Below are 23,454 nucleotides of genomic sequence, written 5' to 3'. Positions count from 1 at the left end.
AGCTCCTACACGATATACATCCGTAGGAGCTGCCGAAGGCTGCGATCTTTTTGAAGCGCCCCGAGTCTGAAGGAAGCGGGGTTTTCGTCAGGCCAACTGAGGCTGTGCACTCAGAGGCTTGAGCGGCAGCAACGGCGCATGGGGATCGGCTTTCACCGATTGCCGCCAGGCGTCCAGCCACTCGGCGTGGCCTTCGCTCCAGACCTGCTCATGCAAGCGAGCCAGTGCCACCGGATCGCTCAGCAGTTGCAGGCGCTCATGGTTGTTCAGCCCGGCAGGCCCGGCCTTCAACGCATGACGAACGCGCTCGGCGCGCAAAAACTCAATCGGCTCGGCCTGACCGTGACGGGACGTCGCCAACGAGCACGCCAAGGCGTTCTGCTGTGGATCGACCACCGCCCGAATAAAGCCGTCCTTCAACGCGTGATAACGGTTTTCGTGGGTGTACTGGTCGGTCGCCAGCAAGGCCTGTGGCGGATTGTATTCCTCAGGGATCAGGAACAGGCTCTCGTCACGGGACTTCAGGCCCAGGCCAACACGACTGGAGATCACCGACACCGGGATCGACAGCATCAACGAACCGACGATCGGCACCAGCCACCAGAGGAAGCTCGGGTTCAGCCAGATCACCAGCAAGGCCCAGAAGAAGCCCAGCAAGGTTTGCGGACCGTGGCGTTTGACCGCTTCGCTCCAGGGAGTGGAGTCGTCGTCACGTTGCGGCGAGTTCCAGGTCGCAGCCCAGCCGAGGAACGCGGCGAGTACGAAACGGGTGTGGAAAATCATCCGCACCGGCGCCAGCAACATGGAGAACAGCATCTCCAGCAGCATCGAGAACGTCACCTTGAACTTGCCACCGAACTCTTTCGCGCCCTTGGCCCAGATCAGGATGATGCTCAACAACTTCGGCAGGAACAGCAGCACGATGGTCGTCGAGAACAGCGCGACGGCTTTGTCCGGGTGCCATTGCGGCCACAGCGGATAAAGCTGTCGCGGCTCCATGAAGTACTGCGGCTCCATCAGCGTGTTCACCGCCAGCAGCGCCGTGGACAACACGAGGAAGAAGAACCACAACGGTGCCGACAAGTAAGACATCACGCCGGTCAGGAACACCGCACGGTGCACCGGGTGCATGCCTTTGACCAAGAAAAGCCGGAAGTTCATCAGGTTACCGTGGCACCAGCGACGGTCACGTTTGAGTTCGTCGAGCAGGTTCGGCGGCAGCTCTTCGTAGCTGCCCGGCAAGTCGTAGGCAATCCACACGCCCCAGCCGGCACGGCGCATCAGCGCAGCTTCGACGAAGTCGTGGGACAGGATCGCACCGGCAAATGCACCTTTACCTGGCAACGGCGCCAGGGCGCAGTGCTCGATAAACGGTTTCATGCGGATGATCGCGTTGTGGCCCCAGTAGTGGGATTCACCCAACTGCCAGAAGTGCAGGCCGGCGGTGAACAGCGGTCCATACACACGGGTCGCAAATTGCTGCATGCGCGCATAAAGGGTGTCCATGCCTGACGCCCGTGGCGCGGTCTGGATAATCCCCGCATCCGGCGTGGCTTCCATCAAGCGCACCAGACTGGTCAGGCATTCGCCGCTCATCACGGAGTCCGCGTCGAGCACAACCATGTACTTGTAGTCACCGCCCCAACGACGGCAGAAGTCGTCGAGGTTGCCGCTTTTGCGTTTAACGCGACGGCGACGACGGCGATAGAAGATCTTGCCGAAGCCTTTGGCTTCACGGCACACGTCCAGCCAGGCCTGTTGCTCGGCGACGCAGATATCGGTTTCGTTACTGTCGCTGAGGACGAAGAAGTCGAAGCGGTCCAGGTCACCCGTGGCCGCAACCGACTCGAAGGTCGCCCGCAGACCGGCGAATACACGCGGTACGTCTTCGTTGCAGATCGGCATCACCAGTGCGGTGCGTGCGTCCTTGGCAATCGGCTCGTTGCCGGCGCTTTTACCGGAGATGCGGTATTTGTCGTGACCGGTGAGCAACTCGAGGAAGCCCATCAGTGCCGTCCAGAAACCGGCCGACACCCAGCAGAACAGAATCCCGAACAGAATCAGGATGCTGGTTTGCAGCGCATATGGCAGCACTTGCGTGGCGGTTTGCATCAACGATTGATGCAGCACTTCGTTCAGGTCGACGAACGCCCAGCCCTGGTACGGCATGATGCCTTTCATGTACCAGCCGGCAATGATGGTCTGGCCGAGCATCAGCACCAGCAGAATGTAGCGACGGATCGAACCGACGGTGCGCCAGCGAGCGGCGCGGCAACACGCGTTCATCCTTCGGCGGCGCCGGCGGATTGGTGCGACCGGTCATCCGGCGCCAGCCACGCACCAGAATGTTGGTGCGCCATGGCTCCGGCACAACTTTCGTCCGGCGGATCGGCGGGGTCGCTTTGAGTACGACACGACCACTGGCGTCGACCGCCAGCATCTCGGCCTCTTCCAGCTCTTCGGCACTGTTCAGGATCAGACGCTTGCCCACCGAGGCTTGAGCAGCCTCGGTCGGTGCGTCGAACGTCGAGGACGAAAGTCGCTGGTGCAGTTCGCTGAAGGACTGGCAGCCCGCGAGTTCCGCGCGCTGCTCGTCGGTCATCGGTAGATGCGCCAGATACTCCGATAGAGTCTCTGGCTGTACTTGAGAATTACTCATCGGCAGGCAACTGGTTGCTCCAGGTCTCGGTCAGGACTTCTTCAGTCGCTGTCGATTCCGGTGTGGCTGGGGCCGCGTTCGCAGCAGCAGGCTGCTTGGCGTCTTTGTTGTCCTTGTTCTTGGCATCGGCAACTGGCTTGGCATCGGCCTGCTTGGCGTCCGCTTGCTTGGCTTGCTTGGCGTCCTTGGCTTCCTTGTCCTCTTTCTCTTGCTGCCTAGCGGCGACCTTGTCGGCCTTGGCAACAGAAGAATTGGAGGCTGGGATCGAAGACTTGGCCAGATCCTCAGGCACGATGTTCTCGACCAAGGCTGCACGCATCTCGGTGGCCTTGCTCGGGTCTTTGATTTTCATGCGCAGCGTCAGGCGCCAGCCCTTGGTTTCAGGGTTGTAACGCACGCTGTTCTCGACCAGTTCGGCATTGTCGCCAACGCTGACCTGGCTGCGCACGTCAGCAGTTTCCGGCAATGCGGCCAGGGACGGGCCTTCGAAGTCCACCAGATAGGCAACGCTGCCATCCGGCTGACGGATCAGGTTGGACTGCTTAACGTCACCGGTGGAACGCAGAGTCTGTTTAACCCAGGCGCTGTCCGGGGCGTGGATGGCGGCTTCGTCCATGGTCCAGTGCATGCGATAGGCGACGTCGAGTGGTTGGCCGGGCTCAGGCAGTTTTTCCGGGCTCCAGAAGGCAACGATGTTGTCGTTGGTTTCGTCGGCGGTCGGAATTTCCACCAGGTCTACAGAACCCTTGCCCCAATCGCCTTTTGGTTCGATCCAGGCGCTTGGGCGCTTGTCGTAACGGTCATCGAGGTCTTCGTAGTGGCTGAAGTCACGGCCACGTTGCAGCAAGCCGAAGCCGCGCGGGTTCTCGATGGCGAAGTTGCTCACCGCCAGGTGTTTCGGGTTGTTCAATGGGCGCCAGATCCATTCGCCATTGCCGGAGTGGATCGACAGACCGCTGGAGTCGTGCAGTTCGCGACGATAGTTCAGCACTTTCGACGGCTGGTTGGCGCCGAACAGGAACATGCTGGTCAGCGGCGCAATGCCAAGCTTGGTGACTTTGTCACGCAGGAACATCTGGGCCTTGACGTCGACAACGGTGTCGCTGCCCGGACGCAGGGTCAGGCGATAGGCACCGGTAGCGCGTGGCGAATCCAGCAGAGCGAAGATCACCAGGTGCTTGTCACCCGGTTTTGGTTGTTGAATCCAGAACTCGGTGAAACGCGGAAACTCTTCGCCGGACGGCAATGCGGTATCAATGGCCATGCCGCGAGCGGACAAGCCATAGGTGTGACCCTTGCCGACAACGCGGAAGTAGCTCGCGCCGAGCATGGTCATGATTTCGTCTTGTTTGTCAGCCTTGTTGATCGGGTACAGCACACGGAAACCGGCATAACCCAGTTGTTCGGTGGCTTTAGGATCGAACTTCAAATCGCCGAAATCGAAACGACTTGGGTCGTATTTGATCTCTTCGACGGTGTTGGCCGTGATTTCGTTGATCTTCACCGGCGTGTCGAAATGCATGCCCTGGTGATAGAACGACAGTTTGAACGGGGTTTTCTGATCGGCCCACTCGGCTTTTTCGGTCAGGAAGCGAATTTTTTGATAGTCCGCGAATTTCATATCGCGGAATTCGTTCGGCAGGTTACTGCGCGGGGCTTCGTATTTCTGCCCGGCCAGCTCTTTTGCCTTGACCGATACATCATCCAGATTGAATGCCCAAAGCTGGCCGGCGCTGAACAGGCAGAGCAGTGCAGAGCCCGCTACCAGTGCGCTTCGGAACCGTTTGGCAGACAATTTTGGTGCATTACAGGGACTAACAATCACGAGCAACCCTCGCCGAAAACAGATCAAAAAACCAACGGCCAGTTAAAGGGCCTGTGAGGTGTGCCGCATGAAAAAACCGGCCCTACAGACCACTCTTGCCAAGTTGGCGAGCATTGTTCCGACTCCTATGGGGCTAAATGATTCCCCAATAGGTTCCGGGCAAGTCTCTACCTAAGTCAAAATGGACCAACGAACGCTGATCCCCGTAGCGCGCGATTATCTAGTAGGCCGCGTTACAACGCATCAGGGGTAACAAAGTATTTATCGCGAAAACCCCCTGTTTTCAGTCGAAATGCCCCTAAAAACCTGTTTCAGGGGCTGTCAGGTCTGTAACAGGAAGGTTACCGGGCCATCATTGACCAGGTGAACCTGCATATCCGCGCCGAATCTACCTGATGCCACAGTGCCATGCATCTGTTTCGCTTTGCCTAATAGATAGTCGAAAAGTTCTTCGCCCAGGGCCGGAGGTGCCGCGGTCGAAAAACTCGGCCGCAGCCCGCTCTTGGTGTCGGCGGCCAGGGTGAACTGCGAGACCAGCAGCAACCCACCGCCGACATCCGCCAGGGACAGATTCATCTTGCCCTCGGCGTCGCTGAATACACGATAGTTAAGCAGCTTATGCAGAAGTTTGTCGGCGCTGGCCCGAGTGTCCTCGGGCTCGACAGCCACCAGCACCAGTAAACCCTGGTCTACCGCGCCAACCACTTCCCCCGCTACCTCGACTCGCGCGCCACGCACGCGTTGCAGCAGGCCCTTCATGCTTCTTCAGGCGGCAGATCAAGCAAGCGTCGGGCCATCTGACCAGCGGCACGCACCAACGCATCGGTGATGCCCGGTTCGGACGCGGCGTGACCCGCATCGCGGATCACCTGCAGTTCGCTGTTTGGCCAGTTCTGATGCAATTCCCAGGCGTTGTCCAGCGGGCAGATCACGTCGTAGCGGCCATGAACGATCACGCCGGGCAAATGAGCGATCTTGCCCATGTCGCGGATCAGCTGGTTCGGCTCAAGGAAAGCGTTGTTGGTGAAGTAGTGGCATTCGATGCGAGCAATCGAGAGTGCGCGTTGTGGCTCGGAGAAGCGATCAACCACCAGCGGATTCGGACGCAAGGTCGCGGTTCGGCCTTCCCAGGTGGACCAGGCTTTGGCTGCGTGCATCTGGGCGATTTGATCGTTGCCGGTCAGGCGCTTGTGGAAAGCGGTGAGCAAGTCGCCGCGCTCGTCCAGCGGGATCGGCGCGATGTAGTCCTGCCAGTAGTCGGGGAACAGACGGCTGGCGCCAGCCTGGTAGAACCACTCGATTTCCTGCGGGCGGCAGAGAAAGATCCCGCGCAGGATCAGACCGTGGACACGCTCCGGATGGGTTTGCGCGTAGGCCAGCGCCAGGGTCGATCCCCAGGAGCCGCCGAACAGCACCCATTTCTCGATGTTCAGGTGTTTGCGGATCCGCTCGAGGTCGGCGACCAGATCCCAGGTGGTGTTGTTCTCAAGGTTGGCGTGGGGCGTGGAGCGACCGCAGCCGCGCTGGTCGAAGAGGATGATGCGGTACAGGTTTGGGTCGAAGTACCGACGGCTTTGGGCATCACACCCGGCGCCTGGGCCGCCGTGGATGAACACCATCACCGGCAAACCTTCCGGTGAACCGCTTTCGTCGACATACAGCGTGTGGGTTTTATCGACGGCCAGATCGTGCCGGGCGTAGGGTTTGATCTGCGGGTACAAAGTCTGCATTGCACGCTCCGTAAGGGGTCGAGGTCATCCCTGGGGGGACTTCAATTATTCTGCCGTCCGGCATCATAAACCCGAATTACGTCAATGAGCATGCCCTTGCAGCGTCAGAGCCTGTCAGCCAGAAACCCGAGCAGCGTTTCATAGAGTCGGTCGACCTCGGCGACTTGCCCGCGCCCCCGCAAACAGCCGTGAACCAGCCCCTCTCCGTAATAAAGCGTGGCGCTCACACCTGCGGCGTTGAGTCGCTCGGCATAGCTCACACCGTCGTCACGCAATGGGTCGAATTGCGCCACGGCGATCAACGCCGGTGGTAAACCGCTGAAATCCTCGGCGAGCAAGGGCATGGCATAGGCACCCGGTTGTGGGGTGCCGCGTAAATAAAGTGCGTGATAGCAATCCAGGTCGCTGCTGCTGAGCAGCGGCGCGTCCGCGCATTCGCTGCGAGACGATAATCGGTGATCGCCGCCCAGCCCCGGATAAATCAAAACCTGGGCGGTGGGCAACGGCTCGCCTGTGTCGCGCAAAGACAGGCATAGCGCAGCGGCCAGGTTTGCGCCAGCGCTGTCCCCGGCTACGATCATTCGTTCGGGATCGAACCAGAATGGCCCCGAGCGCAGGGCTCGCCAGACTTTAAGGCAATCTTCGAACCCCGCCGGGAACGGATGCTCGGGCGCCAACCGATAATCCACGGCGACGACCATCGCCCCCAGCGTTGCCGCCAGTTCAGCGCAGATGAAGTCGTGGGAATCCAGATCCCCGACCACCCAGCCACCGCCGTGCAGATACAACATGCATGGCCAGCCGCTGGTCGGTGGCGTCACCGGTGGTCGATAGGAACGCACCTCCACGCCCGACAGCGTGAAGTCGGTGACCTCAAGCCCGGCGGGACGTGGCGGGGTGAACGCTTGGCACATCTCGCTATAGGCCTGGCGCAACCCGGTCAGGCTACTGTCGGCGCTGCTGAAGCCGAGAGTTTTCTCGACGAAGGCTGACATTTGGTTGGTGAGGGGATAAGGAGCCATGGGCTTGCTGTCCATCAATTCAGGGGATTGTGACTATGCGACGTAACCCTGTGGGAGCGGGCTTGCTCGCGAAGGCGGTGGATCAGGAAACATTAATGTCGACTGACACGCCCTCTTCGCGAGCAAGCCCGCTCCCACAGGTTCAGCGCCTGCCCTCAGTTTTTCAGGCTGGCCTGAACCGTCGCCACACCATCCTTGCCGTCCACACTGCTGACACCCGCCAGCCAGCGCTGCAAATCTTGCGGATGATCACGCAGCCACTGCCTGGCCACATCCTGAGGCGTTTTACGTTCCATGATCGGCACCATCAACTGGCTTTCCTGGGATGCGGTAAAGGTCAGGTTTTGCAGCAGGCGATTCACGTTCGGGCAGCGTTCGGCGTAGTCCGGGGCGGTGACGGTGGAGACGGTCGCCGCGCCTTCGTTCGGGCCGTAGACGTCTTCGCTGCCGGTCAGGTAGGCGATCTTCATGTTGATGTTCATCGGGTGCGGGGTCCAGCCGACGAACACCACGAACTCCTTGCGGTTCACCGCCCGTTGCACGGCGGCGAGCATGCCGGCCTCACCGGACTCGATCAGTTTGAAATCCTTCAAGCCGAAGTGATTGGTCTCGATCATGGTTTTGATGGTGGTGTTCGCGCCGCTGCCCGGCTCAATGCCATAGATCTTGCCGCCGAGCTTGTCTTTGAACTTGGCGATATCGGCGAAGGTTTTCAGGCCGGCGGCGGCCACGTAGTCAGGAACAGCGAGGGTGGCCTGGGCATCGGAAAGGCTGGGCTTTTCCATGACCTTGAGCTGATTGGCGGCGATGAACGGTGCGATGTTCTTGTCCATCGCCGGTTTCCAATACCCCAGGAAGATATCGAGGCGCTTGTCGCGGATGCCGGCGAAGATGATTTGCTGCACGGCGCTGGTTTGCTTGCTTTCGTAGCCGAGGCCATTGAGCAACACCTCGGCCATGCCGCTGGTGGCGATCACGTCGGTCCAGTTGACCACGCCCATGCGCACGGCTTTGCAGGAAGCATCTTCACTGGCCAGAACGCTGGTGCTCAGAAGCGCGGTACCGCAGAGGATTGAGAGACAACGGGTGAACAAACCTTTGGTGCTTGTCATGAATAGCGTTCTCGTGCGGCAGATTATTATGGGGTCCGGTGTCTTCATGCACCGTGCCCAGAACATTACGCAGCGTCGAGAGGGTAAAAGCGAACTGTGGCGACCGAGATTTGCACGGTGGCGACAGTCCCGATCAGATTTCAAGGTGAATGAAAAACCTGTGGGAGCGAGCTTGCTCGCGATGGCGGACCGACAGGCAACATAAATGTTGAATGTTCTGGCCTCATCGCGAGCAAGCTCGCTCCCACAGGGTTATGTGTCAGGTGTTAGCGTTTGTAGTGTTTCTGGCCCCAAGCCAAAAACGCTTGCAGCAACTCCTTCAACACCACCTGCGTCGGCGCCGCCAAATCAGGCCGGTAACGGAACGGTTCAAACTCTTCCATATACGTGCACTGCCCCAGCTCCAGTTGCACCGCGTGGAAGTTCTCGGCCGGGTTGCCGTAATGCCGGGTGATGTGGCCGCCCTTGAAGCGGCCGTTCAGCACATGGCTGTAATCGGTGTGCCTGGCGCAGATCGCTTCCAACTGAGAGGCCAACTGAGGATCGCAACTGGCGCCGTTGAAGGTGCCGAGGTTGAAGTCCGGCAGTTTGCCGTCGAACAGGTGCGGGACCACTGAGCGGATCGAGTGCGCATCGAACAACAGTGCGTAGCCGAACTCGGCCTTCAGTCGCGCCAGCTCGTTCTGCAACGTGCTGTGGTAAGGCGTCCAGACTTGCTCCAGATAGGTCGCCCGCTCCGCCGCAGACGGCTCCATGCCCTCGCGGAACAATGGAGTGCCGTCAAACAGCGTTGCCGGGTACAGACCGGTGGTCGCGCCAGCGTACAGCGGCTTGTCGTCGGACGGCCGGTTCAAATCAATGACATACCGCGAGTACTCGGCATCCAGGGTGCTGGCACCCAGCTCGGCGGCGAATTCGTAAAGCAGCGGAATGTGCCAGTCGGTGTCCTGCAGATTGCGTGCGTCGGGCATCAACCCGGCCTCGACCGCCGGGGTCAGGCGCAGGCCAGCGTGGGGCATGCTGATCAGCAGCGGCACGCGGCCTTGTTTGAAGTTCAGAACCTTATCCACAACTGCTCTCCTAAATACTTGTTTCGACACCGTGACGCACGATGCGTTTTTCCAGGTCGCCGCCCAGCCAGTACGACAGGTCAGCGGGACGATCGATTTGCCAGGCGACGAAGTCTGCGACCTTGCCAACTTCCAGCGACCCGTGAGTCTCGGCCATGCCCAGCGCCGTGGCAGCATGAATGGTTGCGCCGGCCAGTGCTTCTTCCGGGGTCATGCGGAAACAGGTGCAGGCCATGTTCAGCATCAAGCGCAATGACAACGCCGGCGAAGTGCCGGGATTGAGGTCGCTGGCGATAGCGATTTTCACCCCGTGTTTGCGCAGGGCGTCCATCGGCGGCAACTGGGTTTCGCGCAGGAAGTAGAACGCACCCGGCAGCAGCACCGCGACAGTGCCGGACTCGGCCATGGCGATGGCGTCGTCTTCGGTCATGAACTCCAGGTGATCGGCCGACAGTGCGTGGTAACGCGCCGCCAGGCTCGAACCGTGCAGGGACGACAACTGCTCGGCATGCAGCTTCACCGGCAAACCGAGTGCCTGGGCAGTGATGAACACGCGCTCGACCTGGGCCGGCGAGAACGCCAGGTATTCGCAGAACGCGTCGACCGCATCCACCAACCCTTCGGCAGCCAGGGCCGGCAGCATCTCGGCGCAGATGTGGTCGATGTAATCGTCGGCGCGATCCTTATATTCCGGCGGCAAGGCGTGGCGCAGGCGCAGGCAGGTGCTGCGCACGCTGACCGGCAGCTCGGCGCCGAGGCGACGAATGACCCGCAGGATCTTGCGCTCGCTGGCCAGATCGAGGCCGTAGCCGGACTTCATCTCGACCGTGGTCACGCCGTCGCGCATCAGGCTTTTCAGACGCTTGGCGGCGCTGGCGAACAGTTCGTCTTCGCTGGCCGCGCGAGTGGCGCGCACGGTGCTGGCGATGCCACCACCCGCCGCGGCGATTTCCGAGTAGCTGACGCCTTGCAGGCGCTGTTCAAATTCGCCGCTGCGATTACCGCCGAACACTGTGTGGGTGTGGCAGTCGATCAGGCCCGGGGTGACCCAGGCCCCTTTCAAATCGTTGACGGCCGGGTATTCGCCGGCCGGCAGTTCGCTGCGCGGGCCGACCCACTCAATGTGCGCACCGGACGTCACGATGGCCGCATCCTCGATGATCGAGTAGACGCCTTGCGCCATGGTTGCGACGTGACAGTGTTGCCAGAGCGTTTTCATCCTGGCCTCCGTTAGGTTATCGATGAGAAAAAGAAGGTTCCTGCGTTACCAGCGCCGCCTGCCCTGCCGCTGGTTTCACCCAGGTCAGGTAGGCCAACACCAACAGCACGATCCAGACCACGCCAACAATCAATGCAGCCTGGGTGTCCGGGAAATAGCCCAGCACGCCGAAGATGAACAGCATGAAGGCTATCGCCGCCATCGGCGCATAGGGCCAGAACGGCACCGGAAATTTCAACTGGGCGACCTGCTCGGCACTCATGGAACGACGCATGGCCACCTGGGTGAACAAGATCATCAGCCAGACCCACACCGTGGCGAAGGTCGCGATGGAAGCGATCAGCAGAAACACGTTTTCCGGAATCAGGTAATTCAGCAGCACACCCAGCAGCAGCGCCGCACTCATCACCACCACGGTCATCCATGGCACGCCATTCCCGGACAGGCGGGCGAAGCCCTTGGGTGCGTGTCCTTGCTGGGCCAGACCGTACATCATGCGGCCAGCGCCGAAGATGTCACTGTTGATGGCCGAAATCGCCGCCGAGATCACCACGATATTGAGAATGGTCGCCGCCGAGCTGATCCCCAGGTTGTCGAAAATCTGCACAAACGGGCTGCCCTGGTTGCCAATCTGCTGCCACGGAAAAATCGACATCAGCACAAACATCGTCAACACGTAGAACAGCAGAATACGCAACGGCACGGCGTTGATCGCCCGGGGCAGCACATGCTGCGGGTCTTTGGCTTCACCAGCCGTAACGCCGATGATTTCAATGCCGCCAAACGCAAACATCACCACGGCGAACGAAGCGATCAAGCCGCCCACGCCGTTCGGCATGAAGCCACCGTGGCTCCAGAGATTACTGATGTCGGTCGCCTGGGCACCGGGCGCTGTGCTGATGCCAAACAACATGATGCCGAAGCCACCGAGGATCATCGCAACGATGGCTGCAACCTTGAGCAGCGACAACCAGAACTCCATTTCACCGAAGACTTTGACGTTGCACAGGTTCAAGCCGCCGACCACCGAAACGATGCCGAGTACCCAGATCCAGCGGGCGACTTCCGGAAACCAGAAGCCCATGTAAATACCGAATGCGGTGACGTCAGCCATGCCGACGATGACCATTTCAAACGCGTAGGTCCAACCGAGGATGAAGCCCGCCATCGGCCCCAGATAGGTGCTGGCGTACTGGCCGAAAGAGCCGGCCACCGGGTTGTGCACCGCCATCTCACCGAGGGCGCGCATGACCATGAACACTGCCGCGCCGCCGATCAGGTAAGCGAGCAGAACCGCAGGCCCGGCCATCTGAATGGCCGAGGCAGAACCGTAAAACAGCCCGGTGCCGATAGCCGACCCCAGCGCCATGAAGCGAATATGTCGGGCAGAGAGCCCGCGTTTCAAACCCTTGGTTTGTGGTTGCATTTCTCGTCCTTAATTATTTTTATTCGACGCAAAAATCGAATCGCGAGCAGGCTCGCTCCCACATTGGATTGCGTAAACCCTGTGGGAGCGAGCCTGCTCGCGAAGAGGCCATTACAGGCTAGGCAGCAACTTCGCCGACACCAATTCATTCAGGCAACGGGTCGACAACAACTCGCTCGCCGCATTGATGTCCGGTGCGAAGAAACGGTCCTTCTCATAGAACGGCACTTCAGCGCGCAGGATGGCACGGGCCTTTTCCAGCTTCGTCGAAGTCTTCAGACCGTCACGCAGGTCCAGACCCTGGCACGCCGCCAGCCATTCCACCGCCAGCACACCGCGGGTGTTTTCGGCCATTTCCCACAGACGCTTGCCAGCCGCCGGAGCCATCGACACGTGGTCTTCCTGGTTCGCGGAAGTCGGCAGGCTGTCTACCGAATGCGGATGGGACAACGCCTTGTTTTCGCTGGCCAATGCCGCTGCGGTCACTTGGGCGATCATGAAGCCGGAGTTCACGCCGCCATTGGCCACCAGGAACGGCGGCAGTTGCGACATGTGCTTGTCCATCATCAGTGAGATGCGGCGTTCGCTCAGGGAACCGATTTCAGCAATGGCCAAGGCCATGTTGTCAGCGGCCATGGCCACTGGTTCGGCGTGGAAGTTACCGCCGGAGATCACGTCGCCTTCAGCAGCGAAGACCAACGGGTTGTCCGAAACGGCGTTGGCTTCGACGGCCAACACTTCGGCGGCCTGACGGAACTGGGTCAGGCAGGCGCCCATGACTTGCGGCTGGCAGCGCAGGGAATATGGGTCCTGAACCTTTTCGCAGTTCTCGTGCGAATCGGAGACTTCACTGCGCTCACCCAGCAAATCGCGGTAAGCGGTAGCGGCGTCGATCTGGCCTTTCTGGCCACGAGCGGCGTGGATGCGTGCATCGAACGGCGAGCGCGAGCCCAAGACCGCTTCAACTGTCAGACCACCAATGGCCAGGGCACCAGCGAACAGATCTTCGCCTTCGAACAAGCCACGCAATGCGTAAGCGGTAGAAACCTGAGTGCCGTTGAGCAGCGCCAGACCTTCTTTGGCAGCCAGGGTCAGCGGGGTCAGACCGGCGACTTTCAGCGCTTCGGTGGCTTCCATCCACTCACCTTTGTAGCGAGCCTTGCCTTCACCCAACAGCACCAGGGACATATGGGCCAGAGGCGCCAAGTCGCCGGATGCCCCGACCGAACCTTTCAATGGAATGTGCGGGTAAACCTCGGCGTTGATCAGCGCGATCAGCGCGTCGATCACGACGCGGCGAATGCCGGAAAAACCACGGCTCAGGCTGTTGACCTTGAGCACCATGACCAGTCGCACCAACGCGTCACTGATCGGCTCGCCCACACCGGCAGCGTGGGACAGCACCAGCGAGCGCTGGAGGTTTTCCAGGTCTTCGCTGGCGATGCGGGTCGAAGCCAGCAGACCGAAACCGGTGTTGATGCCGTAGGCGGTGCGGTTTTCAGCGAGGATCTGTTCCACGCAGGCAACGCTGGCGTTGATCTGGGCCGAGGCACTGTTGTCGAGGGTGATTTTGACCGGGTGCTGATAAACATCACGCAGTTGGGCAAGGCTCAGTTGGCCGGGAATCAAATTAAGCGCAGTCACATCGTTCTCCTTTTGTGAGTTTCTTCTTTTGTTAAGAAGAGTACTAACCAGACGCTCCGGAGTTTTCCGTTGTCCGTCGCTTCCCGACTTTTTGAGAGGGGCTGGCGCCTTGGCACGCTGGTGTTGTGGATTTCAGTTGAGGTTGGGTAAAGCCTTGTGCAGCAAAATCGGGTCTTTCAACACACTGGCAGCAGCAGCGATATCCGGCGCCAGCCAGCGGTCCTGGTCGTAAGCCGGGACGCGTTCGCGCAGCAGACGCCAAGCGGCATCGGTACCCGCGCCGAAACGTTGCTCTTTCAAGAATTCAAACGCCTGGGCCGCCAGCAGGTACTCGATGGCGAGGATCTGCGTGCAGTTTTCCAGGGCGCGATGCAGCTTCAGCGCGGCGTTGGTGCCCAGGCTCAAATGGTCTTCCTGCAAGCCCGAAGTGACGTAGTTGTCGAGCACTGCCGGTTGCGCCAGTTGACGGTTTTCCGCACACAGCGAAGCGGCGACATATTGGACGATCATCATCCCGGAGTTCACCCCCGGATTAGCCACCAGGAACGCCGGCAAACCACTGACGTGCGGGTTGATCAAACGGTCCAGGCGACGCTCGGCGATGGAGCCGATTTCGGCCATGGCAATCGCCAGCAAGTCCGCCGCCATCGCGACCGATTGGCCGTGCGGGTTGGCTTGGGACATCACACGATAGTTGTCCGGAGTACCCAGCAGCATCGGGTTGTCGGTGACCGAGTTGAGTTCGGTTTCGATCTGCTGTCTGGCGTGCTCAAGCTGATCGCGAGCAGCGCCGTGAACTTGCGGGATCGAACGGATACTTAGCGCATCCTGAGTACGAATACCTTTACTGCTGGCGATCACTTCACTGCCATCGAGCAACGCCCGCAGGTTGATGCCGACTTGCTGCATGCCCGGGTGCGGTTTGAGCGCGATGATCTCGGCATCGAACGCGGCGATCTGACCGCGCTGGGCTTCGAAACTCATGGCACCGATCACGTCAGCCCATTGCACCAGACGCGTCGCGTCAGCCAACGCCAGGCAGCTGAGGCCGGTCATGCACGGCGTGCCGTTGACCAGGCACAAACCGTCCTTGGCGCCGAGCTGAACCGGTTGCAGACCTTCTTCGGCCAAGGCTTGCTGAGCGGAAACGATCTGCCCGCGATAGCTGACATTGCCGACACCCAACAGCGCAATGCTGATGTGGGCCATGTGAGTCAGGTAACCCACCGAACCCTGAGACGGCACTTGCGGAGTGATGCCGCGATTGAGCAGCGCCAACAGGCCTTCAACCACTTGGCGATGAATGCCGGATTTGCCGTGACTGTAGTTACGGATCGCGGCACAGATAATTGCGCGAGTCTGTTCGTCGGCCAATGGCGCGCCGACGCCGCAAGCGTGGCTGAGCAACGTGTTGCGCGACAGTTGGCTGAGTTGTTCGTCTTTGAGCGAGACGTTGCACAAGGCGCCGAGGCCGGTGTTGACGCCATAGGCGCGCTCGCCGCTGGCGACGATCCGCTGGACGATCGTCTGGGCATTGTCGATCCGCGCCCAGGTCTCGGTCGACAGCTCAAGCTGTGCGCCATGACGGGCGACGGCCACCACATCCTGCCAACGCAGGTGGTCGCCTGTAATAACGATTTTATTAGCCTGGGACATCTGGAGCCTCATACAAAATTCTATTGATCAATGAAACCCTGTGGCGAGGGGCTTGCCCCGTTCGAGCGCTGGGGCTGCTGCGCAGCCCAACGGGGGCAAGCCCCTCGCCACAATAGACTTCACCGCCCGCAAATCTGTTAAACCACCGCGGCCCGTCGCTGTACGAACCGATCCACATATTCATCCGCCGGCGAGTGCAGGATCTCTTTCGGTGTGCCGACCTGGATCAGCCGGCCATCCTTGAGGATCGCGATGCGGTTGCCGATGCGCACGGCCTCATCGAGGTCGTGGGTGATGAAGATGATGGTCTTGTGCAGGGTCTTTTGCAGTTCAAGCAACTGGTCCTGCATTTCGGCGCGGATCAGAGGGTCGAGGGCGCTGAACGCTTCGTCCATCAGGATGATGTCGGTATCCGCCGCCAGGGCGCGGGCCAGGCCCACACGTTGACGCATGCCGCCCGAGAGCTGGTGCGGGTATTTGTTTTCGTAGCCCTTGAGGCCCACGGTGTTGATCCAGTGCAGCGCGCGCTCCGAGCACATTTGCTTGCTCTCGCCACGCACTTTCAAGCCGTAGGCGACGTTATCCACCACGGTTTTGTGCGGCAGCAGGCCGAAGCTCTGGAACACCATGCTGATCTTGTGACGACGGAATTGGCGCAGGGCTTCCATGTCGTATTGCAGGATGTCCACGCCGTCTACCAGGATCGCGCCGCTGGTCGGGTCGATCAGGCGGTTGAAGTGACGCACCAGGGTCGATTTGCCGGAACCCGACAGGCCCATGATCACGAAGATCTCGCCAGTGCCGATGCTCAGCGACAAGTCGTTCACGCCGACCACGCAGCCGGTTTCGGCCAGCACCTGATCCTTGGTCTTGCCCTGGGCAATCATGCCCAGCGCGTCCTTGGAACGGTTGCCGAAAATCTTGAAGACGTTTTTGACTTCGATTTTGCTGATGGCTGCGTTGCTCATTTGCTCACCTCATGCCGTGGCCGACCATACGCCTGAGTAATGCGGTCGATGACCACTGCCAGAATCACGATCGCCAGACCGGCCTCCAGCCCACGTCCGACGTTGAGGGTCTGAATCCCCACCAACACGTCTTCGCCCAAGCCACGGGCACCGATCATCGAGGCAATCACTACCATCGACAGGGCCATCATGGTGGTCTGGTTGATCCCGGCCATGATGCTCGGCAGGGCCAGCGGCAGTTGCACGCCAAACAGTTGCTGCCAACGATTGGCACCGAAGGCGTTGATCGCTTCCATCACTTCACCGTCAACCTGGCGAATACCCAGATCGGTCAGGCGGATCAGCGGTGGCGCGGCGTAGATCACCGTGGCAAAAATCGCCGGGACCTTACCCAGGCCGAACAGCATCAGCACCGGGATCAGGTACACGAAGCTCGGCATGGTCTGCATGATGTCCAGCAACGGCATCAGCACCGAACGCAGGCGATTGCTGCGCGCCGAGAGAATGCCCAGCGGAATGCCGATCAGCACCGAAATGATCGTCGCTACCATCATCAGCGCCAGGGTCTGCATCAGCTTGTCCCAGAGGCCGACCGCACCCACCAGGAACAGCAGCCCGACGATGACAGCCGTGGTCACCACTTTGCGGGTCGCGTGCCAGGCAATGCCGCCCACGATTGCCAGCATCAGCCACCAGGGCGCCGCACGCAGCATGCCTTCAAGATTGACGATGGCCCACAACAAGGTGTCGGAGATGTGCCGGAACACGTCGCCGTAGTTGGTGACCAGCGAATCAACCCAAGTGTTGACCCAGTCGGCGATGGAAAAAGTAAAACTTTCGGGAAACATAAGAGACTCTCAATCAAGGGGTTGCGATCAAGTGTCCGACTGCCATTGCCGGCAGTCGGAGAGGCTTAATCTACAAGGCCGCATCGATTTTCCTGGCTGCGTCGTCGCTCACCCATGCGTGCCAGACTTCAGGATGTTCCTTCAAGAAGATCTTGGCCAGTTTTGGCGATTCGATCCGCTCTTTAGTCATGCGTCCGAGGTTCTGGTTGAGGATGTCGATTGGCAGGTTGACCTTTTCCAGCACGGCCACCAGTTCCGGGGCTTCCTCATGGAAGGTCTTGGACAGGCCGACCTTGATGGTCACGCTCTTGTCCACGCCTGGCTTCTCTTCGAGTTTGACCAGATCAACCTGGCCCATCAGCGGGGTTGGCGACCAGTAGTAGAACAGGATCGGCTCGCCACGCTTGTAGCTCGACAGCACCGCCGCATCCAGCGCCGGGCCGGTGCCTGGGCGGAAGTTGGTGTAGGTGCTTTCCAGGCCATAGCTTTTCAGCATTTCGCTGTTGTCGAGTTCACAGGTCCAGCCGGCCGGGCAGTTGTAGAAACGGCCCTTGGAGGGCTCTTCCTGATCCTTGAACACGGCGGAGTACTTGGCCAGATCTGCAATGTTCTTCAGGTCCGGGGCCTTCGGCTCCAGCTTGCGCTTGGCATCGCCTTCGATCACGTAACGCGGCACGTACCAGCCTTCGACCGCACCGACCACCGGAGCGCCGACACCAACGACTTTGCCGGCCTTCTCAGCCTTGTTCCAGACCTCGCTGCGGCCAACCCATTCTTCGGCAAACACTTGAATGTCGTTGCTGCTCAGGGCGTTTTCCATGGTGATGGAGTTGCCCGGCAGACTGTCAGTCTTGCAGTCGTAGCCTTTCTCCAACACGACTTGCAGCACGTCGGTCAGCAGCATCGCGCTTTCCCAGTTCAGGCCGGCGAACTTCACCGGCTTGCCCGACTCGCACCAACCGGCTGCCTGAGTGGCGCCGGCACTGGCCAGCAGGCCCATGGAAAGCAATGTGGTCAGCAGGGTCTTGTTCGATTGCATTGTTGTGACACTCCTAATCATGAGTTGGCTTACGGCAGTCTAGAGGCATCCACCCTGCCCCTGCCCACATCCAGTCGCGTCTAAACCGCAGTAGCGCGACCAGCCCCACTCAGCTTTTGTTCGTGCTGATCCGCGCCCTGCTCGACCGGCAGGATCAAACGATCGGGTACAGGACTGTGCCATTTCTTGGCCGCGAAGTAATACAGCGCCGCCGGCACCACCAGACCAATGATCCACGAGATGTCGGTATCACCGAGGCTCGCCACCAGAGGACCGGTGTAGAAGTGGGTAGAAATGAACGGCATCTGAATCAACACGCCGAACACGTAGATGCTGATGCCCATGATGTTCCAGCGACCGTAGCGAGCGTTCGGGTTGGACAATGCAGGGATGTCGTAGCGTTCTTTGGTGATGCAGTAGAAGTCCACCAGGTTGATCGCGCTCCACGGCGTGAAAAACGCCAGCAGGAACAGAATGAACGCGGAGAAGTCCTTGAGGAACGAGTCCTTGCCTAGCAACGCCAGGGCCGTCGCCAGCGACACCATGATGAAGATGTACAGCAGGCGCACCGCACTCGGGATGTGTCGGCTGCCACGGAAACCGCTGATGATCGTCGCGATCGACATGAAGCTGCCGTAGGCATTGAGCGTGGTCACCGTGACTTTGCCGAACGCCACCGCGAAGTACAGCAGACCGGCGACGATGCCGGTGCCACCGAGGCTGACGATGAACGAGACTTCGTGGTGAGCGAATTGCGAACCGGCCAGGGCCGCGGCGAATACACCGAAGACCATCGACGCCTGCGCCCCGAGCACTGAACCCAGGCCCACGGCCCAGAAGGTTTTCACGGCTGAGGTGCTGCGCGGCAGGTAACGCGAGTAGTCCGCCACGTAAGGGCCGAACGCGATCTGCCAGGACGCCGACAGCGACACCGCCAACAGGAAACTCGCCAGGGAGAAATGCTTGTTACCGAGCAACGCCATGATGTCGTTGCCGGCCAACAGTTTGTAGAACAGGTAAACGAAGGCGATCACACCGAGCACGCTGGCGATCCGGCCGATGCCGTGAATCACCCGGTAGCCGAAGATGGTGAAGACCATGATCAAGCCGGCGAACAGCACGATGCCGACCCAGTCTTCAACGTGCAGCAACTGCGCCACCGCTTGCCCCGCCAGCAAGGATCCGCTGGCCGAGAAGCCGATGTACATCAGGCACACCAACACCAGCGGAATCACCGCTCCATACACGCCAAATTGCACGCGGCTGGAGATCATCTGCGGCAAGCCCAATTGCGGGCCTTGGGCCGCGTGCAGCGCCGATGACGCCGCCGCCGAGCAGTTGCCCGATCAGCAAACCGATCAACGACCAGAACACATCGCCGCCGAGTACGACGGCCAGAGCGCCGGTCACAATCGCGGTGATTTGCAGGTTGGCACCCAGCCACAGAGTGAACTGACTTAATAGACGACCGTGTCTTTCCGCTTCCGGGATGTAGTCGATCGAACGTTTCTCGATCAACGGTTTACTGCCTGCACGATCGCTGTTAACAGCCATGATTCAACCTCTGTGGATTGTTATGGGAATTGCGGTGAAACCGATTGGTGTGGAAACCGCTTTTTTGTGGGAGCGGGCTTGCTCGCGAAAGCGGTGGGTGAGCCAGCACAGATGTTGAATGTGCCGACCTCTTCGCGAGCAAGCCCGCTCCCACAGGTTTTGCGTGTTACTTGCCGGTAATCATCGGCAGGTTCAGGCCTTGTTCCTTGGCGCAGTCGATCGCGATCTGGTAACCCGCATCGGCGTGACGCATAACGCCGGTCGCCGGGTCGTTGTGCAGGACGCGAGCGATACGCTCGGCCGCTTCGTCCGTACCGTCGCAGACAATCACCATGCCCGAGTGCTGGGAGAAGCCCATGCCGACGCCGCCGCCGTGGTGCAGGGAAACCCAGGTCGCGCCGCTCGCGGTGTTCAGCAGGGCGTTGAGCAGTGGCCAGTCGGACACAGCGTCGGAACCGTCTTGCATCGACTCGGTTTCGCGGTTCGGGCTGGCTACCGAACCGGAGTCCAGGTGGTCGCGACCGATGACGATTGGCGCGGACAATTCACCGCTGCGAACCATTTCGTTGAACGCCAGACCGAGCTTGGCGCGCAGGCCCAGGCCAACCCAGCAGATACGTGCCGGCAAACCCTGGAAGCTGATGCGCTCGCGGGCCATGTCCAGCCAGTTGTGCAGGTGCGCGTCGTCCGGGATCAGTTCTTTGACCTTGGCGTCGGTCTTGTAGATGTCTTGCGGATCGCCCGACAGTGCAGCCCAACGGAACGGACCGATGCCGCGGCAGAACAGCGGACGGATGTAAGCCGGGACGAAGCCTGGGAAGTCGAAGGCGTTTTCCACGCCTTCTTCTTGTGCCATCTGACGGATGTTGTTGCCGTAGTCGAAGGTCGGTACGCCCATTTTCTGGAAGTCCAACATCGCTTGAACGTGCACCGCCATCGATTGCTTGGCGGCTTTCACCACGGCAGCCGGCTCGGTCTTGGCGCGAGCGCGGTACTCTTCCCAAGTCCAGCCGGCTGGCAGGTAGCCGTTGAGCGGATCGTGGGCGCTGGTCTGGTCGGTGACCATGTCCGGGCGCACGCCGCGCTTGACCAGTTCCGGCAGGATTTCCGCCGCATTGCCCAGCAGGGCGATGGAAATCGCCTTGCCTTCCTTGGTGTATTTGGCGATGCCGGCCAGCGCGTCGTCGAGGTCGGTGGCTTGTTCATCGACATAACGGCTGTTCAGACGGAAATCGATGCTGACCTGCTGGCATTCGATGTTCAGCGAGCAAGCGCCGGCCAGGGTCGCGGCCAAAGGCTGAGCGCCGCCCATGCCGCCGAGGCCGGCAGTCAGGACCCAACGACCGGCGAGGTTGTCGTTGTAGTGTTGGCGACCGGCTTCAACGAAGGTTTCGTAGGTGCCCTGCAGGATGCCCTGGGTGCCGATGTAGATCCACGAACCGGCGGTCATCTGGCCGTACATGGTCAGCCCGGCCTGCTCGAGCTTGCGGAACTCGGGCCACGTCGCCCAGTCCCCGACGAGGTTGGAATTGGCGATCAGCACCCGTGGCGCCCAGGTGTGGGTGCGGAAGACCCCGACCGGCTTGCCGGACTGCACGAGCAGGGTCTCGTCGTCCTCGAGCTCACGGAGGGTGCGCACGATCGCGTCGAACGCCTCCCAGCTGCGGACGGCCTTCCCGGTGCCGCCGTAGACGACGAGATCGTCGGGACGCTCGGCGACTTCGGGGTCGAGGTTGTTCATCAACATGCGCAGCGGCGCTTCAGTCATCCAGCTCTTGGCGGTCAACTTGTTACCGCGGGCAGCGCGGATTTCGACGTCACGATGCTTCGTAAATGGAGTAGCAGTAGGCTTATTGTCAGTCACGAAAAAGACTCCTCAGCGATCAATTCAAACCAGCCCTGGCGGTGGGCAAGCCAGCCTGTGCGCGTCAAAGCGCCACAAGCGAATCAGTGGACGCTGCGAGGAGTCTCGGTCGACTCATACGCATACGTCTTTACTTGTACATACAAGCATATGCAATCAAGCGGCCAACTTGCTGGAAGGGCCTTCAAGAAAAGCTCTTGGAAGGGCTGAAAGCCCGTAGATCAAGGGTTTTGCGGGAGATGAAATTTTTCGAGGGGATTTTTGCGCGAGGATGATGGCTGTTACTTGAGCGTGGTTTTGCGCCACGCTGGGGCGTTCGGTAACAAATTGGTGCGCGAGGGGAAACGGGGTTGTGTAGCTTAAAAGCTTCGCGGGCAAGCCTCGCTCCTACAGGTTTTGCGTCGATCACCAATCGGGGGATCGACGTCAGTCCTGTAGGAGCGAGGCTTGCCCGCGAAAGGGATTTCGAATCAGCGTGCGATCAGCTCGATCACACAGCAAGGTCCGTTACTGGAGACTTCCAGCAGACCGTCATTACCGTCGAGTTGCAGGCAATCATGGCGACCCAGTTGTGCGTCGCTGTTACCGACCTTCACTTCAAGCAGCTCGGTGACGCTGAACACCAACACCGTGCCCGCCGAACTGAAAAACCGCTGCTCGCCGTCCAGCCACTGCAACCGCGCGCTGTAGCGCTTTGGTGCATAAATCAGGTTGAAATCCCGAATCGGCCCACCGAGCAGAGTGCACGAAACCTGGCTTTCACCGCTAAAGGCGAACGGGTCCAGCGGTAACAATGCTCGCGTGTCCTGGCCATCGACGCGCAACGTCATGCCCTCGCCTTGCAGCACAGTGATCACTCGCTCGTAGCCTGCGAACGTCGAGAAGCCGCCCGACTCACCGATATCGGCAATCGACAGGCGCCAGCCGAAACCATCGAGACCGGTGCCGGTATCGCGGGTGATTTCCTCAGTGCTGCCGCCGCCGTTTTTCCACGGCATGCGCGGGTAATCTTTTGCGCGTAGAACCTTGAACTGACTCATTTATGGCTCTCTATTTATGGAAACGACCTTCCAGACGATGACGGGAACCGGGGTGGATCAAACGGGCGGCGGTCACCGGCTGACGGCCGGACCAGGTGCGGCGACGAATCAGCAGGCACGGCTCGCCCTTTTCAATCTGCAGCAATTTGCACTCGCTGGCCTCGGCCAGAATCGCCTCGACCACGTGTTCGCCTTCGGTCAGCGGCGCGACCTGGTTCAGGTAGGCGTAAGGCGTTTGCAGAGTGAAGTCCTGCTTGAGGTACTCCGGCGCCACCAGCGCGTTGACGAAACGGTCTTCGATTTGCACCGGAATATCGTTTTCGAAATGCACGATCAGCGAGTGGAAGACCTTCTGGCCTTCGCGCATGTCCAGCGCCAACGCGCGCTCGGAACCGGCGGACTCTTCTTCGAGGGTGATCACCTTGCAGGTGTGGCGATGGCCACGGGAGGCGATTTCGTCGGCGATGTTGTGCACTTCAAACAGGGCAGACTGGCTTTTCGGTTCGGCGACGAAGGTGCCGACACCCTGCATGCGCACCAGCAGACCGTCGGCGGTCATCTCGCGCAAGGCGCGGTTGATGGTCATGCGGCTGAAGCCCAGTTGATTGACCAGCTCGCTTTCCGACGGAACGCGGTAGTGCGGCGGCCAGTTTCCACTGTCGATTTGCTGGGTGATCATCTGTTTGACGCGGGCGTACAAGGGCGCCGGACTGTCGCCCAGATTGGCGCTCAGATTGGCATTCGGCGGCAATGTGGCAGACGGAGTCGTCACGGTTAT

General features: G+C 60.2%; 17 protein-coding genes and 2 pseudogenes. All 19 read right to left on the bottom strand.

Annotation, left to right across the window (positions count from 1 at the left end):
- Positions 1 to 87 precede the first annotated feature (87 nt).
- The 19 genes and pseudogenes from mdoH to hutC all read right to left on the bottom strand — a co-directional run bounded on the left by mdoH (position 88) and on the right by hutC (position 23,355).
- Positions 88 to 2,659, bottom strand: a pseudogene (gene mdoH / locus RHM58_RS10385) (glucans biosynthesis glucosyltransferase MdoH).
- Positions 2,652 to 4,484, bottom strand: a complete 1,833-nt coding sequence (locus RHM58_RS10380) for a glucan biosynthesis protein G (protein WP_201199890.1) — start codon at positions 4,482 to 4,484, stop codon at positions 2,652 to 2,654. Before RHM58_RS10380 ends, mdoH begins: the two are co-directional and overlap by 8 nt.
- A 321-nt stretch (positions 4,485 to 4,805) precedes the next feature.
- Positions 4,806 to 5,243, bottom strand: a complete 438-nt coding sequence (gene dtd / locus RHM58_RS10375) for a D-aminoacyl-tRNA deacylase (protein ID WP_201199888.1) — start codon at positions 5,241 to 5,243, stop codon at positions 4,806 to 4,808.
- Positions 5,240 to 6,214 (bottom strand): prolyl aminopeptidase, encoded by a 975-nt coding sequence (pip, locus tag RHM58_RS10370; protein WP_322270289.1) that lies wholly within the window; start codon positions 6,212 to 6,214, stop codon positions 5,240 to 5,242. The genes dtd and pip overlap by 4 nt, the downstream gene beginning before the upstream one ends.
- 104 nt (positions 6,215 to 6,318) lie before the next feature.
- Positions 6,319 to 7,236, bottom strand: coding sequence for an alpha/beta hydrolase (locus RHM58_RS10365; protein ID WP_322270288.1), 918 nt, complete (start codon positions 7,234 to 7,236; stop codon positions 6,319 to 6,321).
- A gap of 155 nt (positions 7,237 to 7,391) precedes the next feature.
- Complete coding sequence (locus RHM58_RS10360) at positions 7,392 to 8,348, bottom strand: choline ABC transporter substrate-binding protein (RefSeq protein WP_322270287.1); 957 nt, start codon at positions 8,346 to 8,348, stop codon at positions 7,392 to 7,394.
- A 266-nt stretch (positions 8,349 to 8,614) separates the two neighbouring features.
- Complete coding sequence (hutG, locus tag RHM58_RS10355; protein ID WP_201256962.1) at positions 8,615 to 9,418, bottom strand: N-formylglutamate deformylase; 804 nt, start codon at positions 9,416 to 9,418, stop codon at positions 8,615 to 8,617.
- Positions 9,419 to 9,428: 10 nt separating this feature from the next.
- Positions 9,429 to 10,637: an imidazolonepropionase gene (hutI, locus tag RHM58_RS10350; protein ID WP_322270286.1), complete on the bottom strand. Its 1,209-nt coding sequence runs from the start codon at positions 10,635 to 10,637 to the stop codon at positions 9,429 to 9,431.
- A 16-nt stretch (positions 10,638 to 10,653) separates the two neighbouring features.
- Entirely contained in the window at positions 10,654 to 12,063 is a 1,410-nt protein-coding gene (locus RHM58_RS10345; protein WP_201256961.1) for an amino acid permease, read from the bottom strand.
- 111 nt (positions 12,064 to 12,174) lie between these two features.
- Positions 12,175 to 13,707: a histidine ammonia-lyase gene (gene hutH, locus RHM58_RS10340; protein ID WP_201199880.1), complete on the bottom strand. Its 1,533-nt coding sequence runs from the start codon at positions 13,705 to 13,707 to the stop codon at positions 12,175 to 12,177.
- Between the two features lie 132 nt (positions 13,708 to 13,839).
- Entirely contained in the window at positions 13,840 to 15,363 is a 1,524-nt protein-coding gene (gene hutH, locus RHM58_RS10335) for a histidine ammonia-lyase (RefSeq protein WP_322270285.1), read from the bottom strand.
- Between the two features lie 137 nt (positions 15,364 to 15,500).
- Positions 15,501 to 16,331: a glycine betaine/L-proline ABC transporter ATP-binding protein gene (locus RHM58_RS10330; protein WP_322270284.1), complete on the bottom strand. Its 831-nt coding sequence runs from the start codon at positions 16,329 to 16,331 to the stop codon at positions 15,501 to 15,503.
- Positions 16,328 to 17,179 carry an ABC transporter permease gene (locus RHM58_RS10325; RefSeq protein ID WP_201199874.1) on the bottom strand — a complete coding sequence of 284 codons (852 nt, stop codon included), beginning with the start codon at positions 17,177 to 17,179 and terminating at the stop codon, positions 16,328 to 16,330. Before RHM58_RS10325 ends, RHM58_RS10330 begins: the two co-directional genes overlap by 4 nt.
- Before the next feature lie 70 nt (positions 17,180 to 17,249).
- On the bottom strand, positions 17,250 to 18,218 hold the full coding sequence (locus tag RHM58_RS10320) for an ABC transporter substrate-binding protein (RefSeq protein ID WP_201199872.1): 969 nt from the start codon (positions 18,216 to 18,218) through the stop codon (positions 17,250 to 17,252).
- 80 nt (positions 18,219 to 18,298) lie between these two features.
- Positions 18,299 to 19,772, bottom strand: a pseudogene (locus RHM58_RS10315) (purine-cytosine permease family protein).
- A 166-nt stretch (positions 19,773 to 19,938) separates the two neighbouring features.
- Positions 19,939 to 21,636 carry a urocanate hydratase gene (gene hutU, locus RHM58_RS10310; RefSeq protein ID WP_322270283.1) on the bottom strand — a complete coding sequence of 566 codons (1,698 nt, stop codon included), beginning with the start codon at positions 21,634 to 21,636 and terminating at the stop codon, positions 19,939 to 19,941.
- A gap of 156 nt (positions 21,637 to 21,792) precedes the next feature.
- Complete coding sequence (locus tag RHM58_RS10305) at positions 21,793 to 22,014, bottom strand: hypothetical protein (RefSeq protein WP_322270281.1); 222 nt, start codon at positions 22,012 to 22,014, stop codon at positions 21,793 to 21,795.
- Positions 22,015 to 22,106: 92 nt separating this feature from the next.
- Positions 22,107 to 22,676, bottom strand: coding sequence for a HutD family protein (locus tag RHM58_RS10300; RefSeq protein WP_322270279.1), 570 nt, complete (start codon positions 22,674 to 22,676; stop codon positions 22,107 to 22,109).
- 10 nt (positions 22,677 to 22,686) lie between these two features.
- Positions 22,687 to 23,355, bottom strand: coding sequence for a histidine utilization repressor (gene hutC, locus RHM58_RS10295; protein ID WP_242486376.1), 669 nt, complete (start codon positions 23,353 to 23,355; stop codon positions 22,687 to 22,689).
- Between the last annotated feature and the right edge of the window lie 99 nt (positions 23,356 to 23,454).

The sequence above is a fragment of the Pseudomonas sp. 10S4 genome (assembly GCF_034344865.1).
Lineage (GTDB): Bacteria > Pseudomonadota > Gammaproteobacteria > Pseudomonadales > Pseudomonadaceae > Aquipseudomonas.
This window is presented reverse-complemented; position numbering and strand designations above follow the sequence as displayed.